Annotated in this window: 9 protein-coding genes; 1 reads left to right on the top strand and 8 read right to left on the bottom strand. The window is 37.0% G+C overall.

Annotation, left to right across the window (positions count from 1 at the left end):
* The 6 genes from TR08_RS34160 to TR08_RS07310 all read right to left on the bottom strand — a co-directional run.
* Positions 1-170, bottom strand: a 170-nt coding sequence (locus TR08_RS34160) for a LacI family DNA-binding transcriptional regulator (RefSeq protein WP_045517018.1), incomplete at its 3' end; no start/stop codon positions are given.
* A gap of 384 nt (positions 171-554) precedes the next feature.
* Positions 555-2,219, bottom strand: coding sequence for a glycoside hydrolase family 13 protein (locus TR08_RS07330; RefSeq protein ID WP_045517016.1), 1,665 nt, complete (start codon positions 2,217-2,219; stop codon positions 555-557).
* A gap of 18 nt (positions 2,220-2,237) precedes the next feature.
* Positions 2,238-3,263: a LacI family DNA-binding transcriptional regulator gene (locus TR08_RS07325; RefSeq protein WP_045517014.1), complete on the bottom strand. Its 1,026-nt coding sequence runs from the start codon at positions 3,261-3,263 to the stop codon at positions 2,238-2,240.
* A gap of 77 nt (positions 3,264-3,340) precedes the next feature.
* Complete coding sequence (locus tag TR08_RS07320) at positions 3,341-4,177, bottom strand: sugar ABC transporter permease (RefSeq protein ID WP_045517012.1); 837 nt, start codon at positions 4,175-4,177, stop codon at positions 3,341-3,343.
* A gap of 1 nt (position 4,178) precedes the next feature.
* Complete coding sequence (locus TR08_RS07315) at positions 4,179-5,465, bottom strand: carbohydrate ABC transporter permease (RefSeq protein WP_045517003.1); 1,287 nt, start codon at positions 5,463-5,465, stop codon at positions 4,179-4,181.
* 170 nt (positions 5,466-5,635) lie between these two features.
* Entirely contained in the window at positions 5,636-6,904 is a 1,269-nt protein-coding gene (locus TR08_RS07310) for an extracellular solute-binding protein (RefSeq protein WP_045517001.1), read from the bottom strand.
* A 272-nt stretch (positions 6,905-7,176) separates the two neighbouring features.
* Between TR08_RS07310 and TR08_RS07305 the strand changes: the two genes are divergently transcribed.
* Positions 7,177-8,934, top strand: coding sequence for an alpha-glycosidase (locus TR08_RS07305; protein WP_045517000.1), 1,758 nt, complete (start codon positions 7,177-7,179; stop codon positions 8,932-8,934).
* Between the two features lie 44 nt (positions 8,935-8,978).
* On the opposite strand, the gene TR08_RS07300 is transcribed toward TR08_RS07305, so the two are convergent.
* Both TR08_RS07300 and TR08_RS07295 read right to left on the bottom strand, forming a co-directional pair.
* Positions 8,979-10,628: a glycoside hydrolase family 13 protein gene (locus tag TR08_RS07300; protein WP_045517171.1), complete on the bottom strand. Its 1,650-nt coding sequence runs from the start codon at positions 10,626-10,628 to the stop codon at positions 8,979-8,981.
* An 86-nt stretch (positions 10,629-10,714) separates the two neighbouring features.
* Complete coding sequence (locus TR08_RS07295) at positions 10,715-11,110, bottom strand: globin domain-containing protein (RefSeq protein WP_045516999.1); 396 nt, start codon at positions 11,108-11,110, stop codon at positions 10,715-10,717.
* Between the last annotated feature and the right edge of the window lie 32 nt (positions 11,111-11,142).

The raw sequence follows: 11,142 nt of genomic DNA, 5'->3' as shown, positions 1-11,142 counted from the left end.
ACTAAATTTCTAGCATCCTGATTCGGTACGTACCCCAGCTCTTTTACTGCTTCCCAGATCTTTCTTTTCGTTTCCGGTTTCACATTTCGGGTTGGATCATTTTGAATCACTCTAGAAACTGTAGAAATAGAAACACCAACATATTCTGCAATATCTTTAAGTCTAATCACTAGTAAATCTCCTCTTATGTATTAACATGATCTTTCTTTACTAGTACATCAAAAATAGAAAGAAAATAATAATTATATTTTTAGTGTAATTCCAACTTTTTATAGATAAGTTTCATTTATATTATCAGGTTGTAGGTACAAGTTAAAAAATTGAATTACCACCGTTGGTTTTAATTTAATTGTCTAATTTATACAAAGAATTCTAATTAATTTGAATATACATCACGCTTAATAACCTGTCAACCCATCAACTTTAATTATCTGAAATTTTTGCTTAAAGCGCTATAAGCAGTTTGTGCGGAAATAACCAGAAAAGATCGTAATAAAAAAATAAGCAGTGACTGGGAGCTCCCCATCTCTGCTTATTCCTCTTTTTTATTGAACTTAAATTCTATACACTCTTGTCTCGTATGGCATTAAATTTAGCGTTGAAGCTTGCTCTACCTCTGCCCCATCGTAATTATTTAATAACAAGATACGATTTTCCATTGGAACTTCATTCATTTCAGCAGGGCGGTCGGAAAGGTTCGCAATAACTAGCACCTTTTCCTTTTTCAGTGTCCTTGTATAGGCGTAAATCTGAGGATGTTCAGTCAGCAGCAAATCATAAGTGCCATAAGTAAACACTTCATTTTCCTTCTTAAGATGAATCATCTTTTGGTAAAAATTCAGTATAGATGCCTCATCTTTTTTCTGCGAAACAACATTAATTTTCTTGTAATTTGGGTTTACCTTGAGCCATGGTGTTCCTGTAGAAAACCCAGCATTTTTTTCATCTGACCACTGCATTGGAGTGCGAGAGTTATCTCGGCCAGAAGCCCAGATTACTTCCATAATTTCTTCGTGGGAAACGCCTTCTGCTTTCTTCAATCGGTACATATTTTTTGCAGATACATCATTATAGTCATCTATGGAATCAAATTTAACATTTGTCATTCCAATTTCTTGTCCTTGATAAATAAACGGTGTCCCCTGCATGAAGAAATAAATGACTCCAAATGCTGTTGCACTTTCCCGCCAAAACTTTTGGTCATTACCCCAAGTTGAAACCACACGTGCTTTATCATGGTTTTCAATAAACAGGGCATTCCATCCTTTACCTTCAAGCCCTTTTTGCCAGCGGGTTAAGACATCTTTTAATTCGATAATATTAAGTTCTTTTTTCACTTCAGCGTCCCAAAGATTAAGGTGCTCAAATTGAAAAACCATATTGAATTTCCCTTGTTTTTCTCCTACCCACTGTTCTAAGTCAGCTTCATCATCAACCGTTACTCCATTTGCTTCGCCTACTGTCATGATGTCATACTTAGAAAACGTTTCATCCTTAAGCTCTTTTAAAAATGTATGAATCCCGTCGACATTCATCATTTTTTCAAAGCAAGGAACATAATTTAATCCCTTAGGATTTGGCATGTCTTTTAATCCATCTTCTTTTTTAATATGGCTGATGGCATCAACACGGAATCCATCAATTCCTTTTTCCAGCCACCAATTAACCATGTCATATAGAGATTGTCTTACCTCTTTATTCTCCCAATTAATGTCAGGCTGTTTTTTCGAAAATATATGCAAAAAGTATTGGTCTGTTTGTTCATCATATTCCCAAGCAGAGCCGCCAAATATACTTTCCCAATTATTCGGCTCTTTCCCATCTTTACCGTCCTTCCAAATATACCAGTCTCGCTTAGGACTTTCTTTTGAGGAACGGGATTCAATAAACCACGGGTGCTCATCACTTGTGTGATTAATAACTAAATCGAGGATCAGCTTCATACCACGTTGGTGCGTTTCATGTAATAGCTGGTCAAAATCAGCCATTGTCCCGAATTCATTCATTACTTCCTGATAATCACTTATGTCATACCCATTATCATCATTTGGTGATTGATACATTGGACAAATCCAAATCACATCAATTCCCAATTCTTTCAAATAATCTAATTTAGAAATGATGCCTTGAATATCACCAATTCCATCCCCGTTTGAATCCATAAAGCTGCGGGGATAAATTTGATAGGCAACTGCTTCTTTCCACCATAATTTTTTCATGTTAAATCCTTTCCAATCCTATGGATTTGGCTTACTGCACGATAAACGTTCAATGATTTGGTGAGAAATGATTAGGCGCTTAGTAGGTTCATTCCTATTTTCCACCATAACAATTAAGTTCTTCGATGCCTGATAGCCAAGTTCAAATATGTTAATATCAACGGAGGTTAATGGCGGCCTTGCCATTTCTGCAAGCAGTACATTATTAAAGCTAACAATCGATAAGTCATCTGGCACTCTAATTCCAAGCTCATCCAGCGTATTGAGAACTCCCAAAGCCATAAAGTCATCTGCCACAACAAGGGCAGTAGGAGGATGCTCAAGTGCCATTAATTCACGAACTGCTTCTTGACCGCCTTCTCTTAAAAACTCCTCATGTATCATGTATTCATTGGTGATTTCCAGACCGGCATTTATTAAGGCTTGTTTATAACCAGATACACGATCAACTGTTACCATAAGCTCTGCACTCCCGCCGATAAAACCAATTTTCTCGTGTCCATAGCCTATTAAATAGTCAGTCGCATCTTTTGCCGCACGAACATTATCATTATCAACATGTGTAATTTCCTCAATATCTATATAAGGCTTCCCAATTAAAACAAAAGGAAATTTCTGCTCCTTTAAATAGGATATAACCTGATCATCTACATTAGAATAGAGCAGTATAACTCCATCGACTCTTTTTCCCTGAACCATCTGTATCACAGCATCAAGAACTTCTCTTTCTGATTTTCCCGTTGACATTTGTAAAGCGTAATTTTTCTCTCGTGCCCCTTCGCTAATACCTTGTAAAACGGCTGGAAAAAAGGGGTTTTGAAAGCCAACATCTTTTGAGCTTGGCATGACAAGACCTAACACTTGTGTTGATTGGCTTGCTAGGTTTCTTGCATTTAAGTTTGGATGGTAGCCAAGCTGCTCCATTGCTTTCTTTACTTTTTGCTTCGTTTCTTCACTGATTCTCGGGCTGTCTGCTATCACTCGTGAAACCGTTGAAGGCGCTACATTTGCAAGTGCTGCAACATCCTTAATTGTAACTGCCATATTCTACATCCCTCTCAAAGGGTTTTTGTTTTTATTATAATCTAGAGGTAAACATTTTCCACCTAGTCAATTCAATTTTAACCTTTCGTTCCACCTGCTGTTAAACCAGATACGAAGAAGCGTTGGAAAGACAAGAACAGGATTGCGATTGGTACGGCAATCAATACGGCACCAGCTGCAAATGTCGTAAATTCTGCGCCAAATTGTTTTGCTACAAGTTCGTAAAGACCAACTGCAAGGGTATAATTTTTTTCTGTCCTTAGTAAGATACTCGCAACAATGAAATCAGCAAAAGGTGCTATGAAAGAGAATAGTGCAACTACCGCAATAATTGGAGTAGCTAGCGGCATGACAATTTGGAAGAAGATTCGTAAATGTCCTGCTCCATCTATTTTTGCTGATTCATCGAGTTCTTTTGGAATAGTATCTAAATAACCCTTCATCAACCAGGTGTTCATCGGAATTTGTCCGCCAACATATACAAGAATTAAACCTAAATGAGTATCAATTAATTTAGTTAGCGTCGCTAAAATATAAATGGCAATTAATGCTGCAAAGTTTGGAATCATTTGCAGTATTAAAAAAGTCATCAAGCCATTTTTACGCCCGACAAATCGATACCGTGAGAATGAGTACGCAGTAAAGCTTACTAAAATTACGGTAAAAAGCATGGTTAAAATACTAACCTTTAGAGAATTGATATACCAAAAAACATAATTACTTTTACTTGTATCAAATAGCTCTTTATAGTGGGCTAGTGTTGCATTCTCTGGAATAATACTCGATCCTGACAAGCTTTGCCCTGGGTTAAACGATGAACCGATAATCCATGCAAGTGGATATAAAATAATTACAAACATGATTAGGACAACTAAATACGTTAGGGTGAGTCTACCAAAATTTTGTTTTTTCATTTTACATCATATCCTCTTCTTGGAATGATTTTGTTCTTTTAAACTGCCAGATAGCAACGGCTACTACAATTATTGATAACAACATTGTTAACGTTGCTGCCTTGGAGTATTGCGCTGAAGTCATTGTCAGGCGGTAAATCCAAGAAATTAGGATATCTGTTCCACCGGCGTTTTGACCAGATATAGCTGGTCCACCGCCATTAAATAAATAAATGATGTTAAAGTTATTAAAATTGAAGGTATATTGTGTAATTAAAACCGGTGCAATTGCATAAAGTACAAGCGGTAATGTAATATTTTTAAACTTTTGAAAGTTAGATGCACCGTCAACAGTCGCCGCTTCGTATAAATCCTGTGAAATAGATTGCAGGACACCAGTTGTCATTGCGAAAATAAACGGAAAACCAAGCCATGTTTGCATAAATATTAAGGCAATCCTTGTGAATATAGGTTCGGTCATCCAAGGAAGACCTTCCATACCGAAGAATCCAAGAATGTCTCGGTTAATAGCTCCGAAAGATTCATTGAACATTCCAGCAAAAACAAGAATCGATACAAACGCTGGAACTGCCCAAGGAAGAATAAAAACGGTACGGATGATTGCTTTACCTTTTACATCTTTTTGATTAACGATAATCGCTAAGAAAATTCCCAAAGCAACCTGGAAGGTTGTCGCAACAAATGTCCAAACCAATGTCCAAGATAATACGGAGAAGAAGGTTTGACGCCACATATCTACTTTAAAGATATCAACAAAGTTCTTAAACAACACCCAATCCACAAGCTTTGCTGGAGGAGAATGATAAAGGTCGTAGTTCGTAAATGCTAGTAATAATACGAAAAGAATTGGAAAAACAACAACAAATACTAACAATAAAAATCCAGGAGACATAATCAAATATGGAAAACCATTATCAATCAGATTTCTATATTGTTCTTTTACTGTACTAATAGGTTCATGATTGTCGCGGCTTAACCCGACTTTATAGGCGTCACGCAGGTTAAACAAATAAAAACCAATACCAAATACTAAAACTATTAGTGCTAGAATCCCGTACACTAATAAAAAGATAGAATGATCTGTAAATGGAATTTCCCCCAAAGTAACTAAACCCCATAATCCTATGTTTAATAAATCATAAAAAACGTAGAAAAAAGCAGCACTCATAATGAGAAAGGAGGCTCCCTTTAATAACTGTTTGTTATAAAGCTGACCTAACCCAGGGATAATGGAAAGAATCAATGCATTCTTACGGTGACTGGTTGCAAAGGATAAATCTTTAGACATCCTAAACTCCCCTTTCTAATATATACTTTTATTATTTCTCTTTAACTTTGAGAACTGTCTAGCTTCAATGCTTTATCAAGGAAAAGATCGATTTTTCCTTCATAAAGCAGCAAAACTAGTTATTAATTGTCAGCAGCACCCCGAGGATTGAGGTACTGCTGACTTTGTTATTATTTCGTTGAAGCGATACTTGCTTTAATTTGTTCAACGGCAGAATCAAGCGCTGCTTTAGGTTCTGTTTTACCCGTTACAACTGTTTGTAAAGATTTAGCCATTGGATCCCAAACTTGACCCATTTCTGGGATGTTTGGCATTGGAACCGCATATTGTGATTGCTCAGCAACGGCTTTTGCACCTTCATTTTCCTTGATTGCTGGATCATCAACTAAAGCTACGTTTGTTGGAACCTCAGCAGTTTGTTCGAAACGGTATTTCGCATTTTCATCATTTGTAATAAATTCTAAGAATTTAGCCGCCCATTCTTGGTTCTTAGAGTAAGCAGATACATGCCAACCTTTTACACCCATGAATGTTTTTACATGTTCACCATTTGGAAGTGTTGGGAGTGCTGCAACACCAATATTAATCCCAGCATCTTTATATGGCTGGAATGACCAAGGACCGTTCATAACTGCAGCAACTTTACCTTCTGTGAAAAGGCCATCCATTGCTGAGCCGCCATTTTCACCAATGATACCATTAGGGAATAACCCTTCTGTGTACCATTTTTGAATGTATTCCGTACCTTCAACCGCACCTTTGTTATTTAAGCCGATGTCTGCAGAGTCAAGTTTTCCATTTTCGTTTTTGAAAACATATCCTCCCATACCGCCGATAATACCATGAGCGAAATAGAAGTTATCCCAAAGTGCTAAGAAACCAAATTTCCCATCTTTTGTGAAATCTTTTGAGAACGTGTAAAGCTCGTCCATTGTCTTTGGAGCGTCTGCCATTAAATCTTTATTGTAAACCAATACTGGTGTTTCAGAAGACTTTGGAAGTCCGTAAACTTTACCATCATACGATTGCGCATCAATAGATGATTGCGAGAATTTATCAGTAACTTCTTTATCTAATTTAAGTTCAGCAAGAAGCCCTTCTGTTACAACTTGGCCAATTTGGTCATGTGGTAATGTTACGATATCTGGACCTGTCCCTGCAGGACCGTCAAGACGAAGCTGGTCACGCATTTTTGTAGCCATTTCTACTTCTTTATACTCAATTTTAATTCCATATTCTTTTTCAAAATCAGCTGCTACTTTTTCAAGCCAGCCTGATTTATCTTTATCTTCCCAAACTACTAATTTTTCTGGCTTAGCTGCTTCTTCCGTTTTGTCTGTGTCTTTTGTGCCCGATGTTTCTTCTCTTTTTGGCCCACAAGCTGAAAGTACACCAAACACTAAAACAACAAGCATGAAAATTGAAATTGCTTTTTTCATTTTTTCTCCTCCTGTATATTATTAGGAATGATTTGCAGTGTACAAACACCTTCAAAATGCAAACAATTAAAACAGCGCTTACAATTGCGAAAACGGTTGCACAACTTAATTCTAATTATATGCCCGTTTTAAAATAATACAACAACTTTTTTTGGAAAATCTCATTTCCTTATTTTATCATGATATCGTTTTTATAATAAACCGTAGTATTATCAAGGTTTTTAGGTTACAATAACCCTTAAATAAATTGTATTGATAAGGAGATGACTCTATTGTTAAAAGAAGCCATTTATCATCGACCCAAAGATAATTATGCATACGTTTGCGCAAACGGTAAATTAAATATCCAAATACGAACAAAAAAGAATGATTTAAATAAGGTAACACTTGTATATGGTGATCCATATGATTGGAAAGAAAATCAATGGCAAACAAGTACGGTTCCTTTAAAAAAGAGCGGCTCCGATCAATTATTTGATTATTGGTATGTGACTGTGGTTCCTCCTTTCAGAAGAATACGCTATGGTTTCATTTTAGATGACGGTTCGGAAAAAACCTGTTTAACAGAGAAAGGGTACTATCCAGAGCCACCATTAGATGATACTGCCTATTATTTTTGTTTCCCATTTATGAATACGATCGATGTTTTTAAAGCTCCAGATTGGGTCAAAGATACTGTTTGGTATCAAATTTTCCCTGAACGTTTTGCGAATGGAAATAAAGAAAGTAACCCTGAGGGTGTGGTTCCATGGGGCAGCGAAGACCCTGCACCGACAAACTTTTTTGGCGGAGATATTGAAGGGGTCATACAGAACATACCTTACTTAAAAAAACTTGGGGTATCCGGAATTTACTTCACCCCCATATTTAAAGCATTCTCCAACCATAAGTACGATACGATTGACTATATGGAGATCGATCCACAGTTTGGAACAAAGGAGACCTTTAAAGATTTGGTAGAAACCTGTCATCAAAATGGGATTAAAATTATGCTCGATGCTGTGTTCAACCATAGCGGTTTTCTCTTCCCTCAGTTTCAGGATGTCCTTGAAAAAGGGGAAAATTCTCGATTTAAAAATTGGTTTCATATCCATGAATTCCCTATAATAACTGAACCAACACCAAACTATGATACATTTGCCTTTACTCCTTTTATGCCGAAGCTCAATACCGAAAATCCTGAAGTAAAGGAATATTTATTAGAAGTCGGTCGCTATTGGGTAAGGGAATTTGATATCGATGGCTGGAGATTGGATGTTGCAAATGAAGTGGATCACGCTTTTTGGAGAGATTTCCGTTCGGAAGTAAAAGCAATTAAGCAAGATTTATATATATTAGGGGAAATTTGGCACGACTCCATGCCATGGCTACGAGGTGATCAATTTGACGCAGTTATGAATTATCCTTTTACGACGAATATTTTAAACTTATTTGCAAAGCAAAGCATTTCAGCGAAAGAGTTTGTGGAGAATATGACTAGTGTTATTCATATGTATCCTAAAAATGTGAATGAGGCAGCTTTTAATCTTGTCGGCAGCCATGATACTCCAAGGATATTGACGGAGTGCGGCGATGATATCGACCGGGTGAAGCAAGTATTTACGATGTTGTTGACCTATATAGGAACCCCTTGTATTTATTACGGTGATGAAATTGGTATGACAGGTTCCCAAGATCCTGGCTGCCGTAAATGTATGGAGTGGGATACAGAGAACCAAAATACAGACCTATATAGCCATGTTCAAAAACTAATCCAATTACGAAAGAAACATCCTTTACTTCGAAATGAGGGTGATTTTTCCTTTGTTGACTCTGAGCACCTGGATTGTCTAGCTTACACGAAGACAAATGATGAAAAAACCATCCTAATCATCCTAAATACAAACAAAAGCAAAGTTGAATATCGTATTCCCTATAATGTAAGCGGGAAAACGATTAAAAATCTATGGAATGGACAAGAAACGAAGGTTTCAGCTGAAACCTGGACAACTCATATTCCTAGAAATGGATTTGTTATCTTGGAATATTAAAAAGAACGAAGAAGGGGCTCAAATAAAAAGCACCTTCTTCGTTTTTATTTTCTTAAGACAATTGTCTCGTAAGGGCGTAGAATCCCCGTATTTAGTGGCTCATAATTGGAAATAACCACTTGATATTCCTGCATTTTTTTCAGCAGCACTTCCTCTTCTATTAAAACTTCTGAATGACTAAAATTACACAACACGATTAGGTGGTCATCATTCCATTTTCTTTCGTAAGCAAATATTTCAGTGTTGTCTTTTAATAGCAGTTCGAAACTTCCTTCGACAATAATGTCCATTTCTTTGCGTAAGGAAATTAATCTTTGGTAGAAGTAAAAGATCGAATTTGGATCTTCTAGGGCAGCTTTCACATTAATTTCTTTATAGCGTTGATTCACTTTAATCCATGGAGTACCGGATGTAAATCCTCCATTTTCTGAATCATCCCATTGCATTGGCGTTCTTGCATTATCTCTTCCTTTTGTGTAAATAGAAGTCATGATTTCTTCATGAGAATATCCTAAAGATTTTCTCTCATGATACATATTGATAGTCTCAATATCCCGATAATCCTCAAGGGAATCAAACTTCACATTTGTCATTCCTATTTCTTCACCTTGATAAATATACGGTGTTCCCTGCATGAAATGAAGACAAGTTGCCAGCATTTTCGCTGATTCCACGCGATAGTTTTGATCATCTCCAAAACGAGAAACAATACGCGGCTGGTCATGATTGTTCCAATACAAGCTGTTCCAGCCCTTATTATGTAAAGCTGTCTGCCACTTTGCCAAGTTTTCCTTTAAATCTGGTAAATACAGTGGCTTTAAATTCCACTTACCACCTGGTGCGCTATCTAGATCCATATGTTCAAAAGTAAAAATCATGTTTACTTCTTGCCTTTTAGTGTCTGTGTACAGGATGGCATCATCAGGTGAAGCTCCAGGCATTTCTCCAACGGTCATTACCGGATACTTAGATAAAACTTCCTGGTTCATCTCATGCAAAAATTCATGAATCCTTGGTCCGTTCATAAAGTAAGGGCTGCCATCTCCATATTGTTGTTCCTCATCTTTCGCACCATCCGGAAGTTCTGGATGTTTGGAAATAAAATTAATAACATCCATTCGAAAGCCATCTATTCCTTTATTAAGCCAAAAACCCATCATTTGATAAACTTCCTGCCGGAGCTTTGGATTTTCCCAATTTAGGTCAGGCTGTTTTTTAGAGAAAATATGTAAATAGTATTCATTTGTCGTGGTATCATTCTCCCAGGCTGGACCGCTAAAAACAGAACCCCAATTATTCGGATGTGACCTCCAGATATAGTAATCTCTATATGGAGTGTCCTTCGAACTTTTCGATTGTACAAACCAATCGTGTTCATCAGATGTATGGTTAACCACCAAATCCATTATAAGTTTCATATCTCGTTTATGTACCTCTTCAAGCATGTGATCAAAATCAGCCATTGTCCCAAACTCATTCATAATTGCTTGATAATCACGAATGTCATAGCCATTATCATCATTAGGCGAGTCATAAACTGGGCTTAGCCAAATTACATCAACACCTAATAATTTTAGATAATCCAGTTTTTTGATGATTCCCTGGATATCGCCAATACCATCTTCATTTGAGTCCATAAAGCTTCGAGGATATATTTGATAAACTACGCTCTTCTTCCACCAATTATCTTTTATTGTCAATTCAAACCCTCCTAGCTAATAAATAAAAATACTATAACATAAAAAAACTCCTCATCCCAGCAAGTGGAGGAGGAGACTTTTTAGATTTCTTTATCCGGACTGTTTACCATAATACCAGCTACTTGTGTTAAACGATCATAAAATGCGAGACCAGCAGGTTGATCATAGAGACCAATCTCTTGAAAGGCTTCCTTCATACAGCGAAGCCAGCACTGCGCTCTCCTTGGTGTCACTTCAAAAGGAAGATGCCGCTCTCTCATCGCAGGTGGTCCAAATTCCTGACTATAAAGAGCAGGACCACCTAAGAATTGTGGAAGGAACATTCTTTGTTTCCTCATAATTTCCTCCATATCCCCTTCAAACAGCGGTCTTAATTCAGGATCTGCATAAACTCTTGGATAAAAAGCAGCAACCAGCTTATCAATCGTTTCCTGACCGCCAATTTCACTAAAAAGTGTTTTAAATTTATACTCCATATCCACACCCCTTTACTTTCTTTCGATTATAA

The sequence above is a fragment of the Neobacillus niacini genome (genome assembly GCF_000759675.1).
GTDB lineage: Bacteria > Bacillota > Bacilli > Bacillales > Cytobacillaceae > Neobacillus > Neobacillus niacini_A.
The sequence above is the reverse complement of the archived record's forward strand: the minus strand, read 5'-3'. Positions and strand labels throughout refer to the sequence as shown.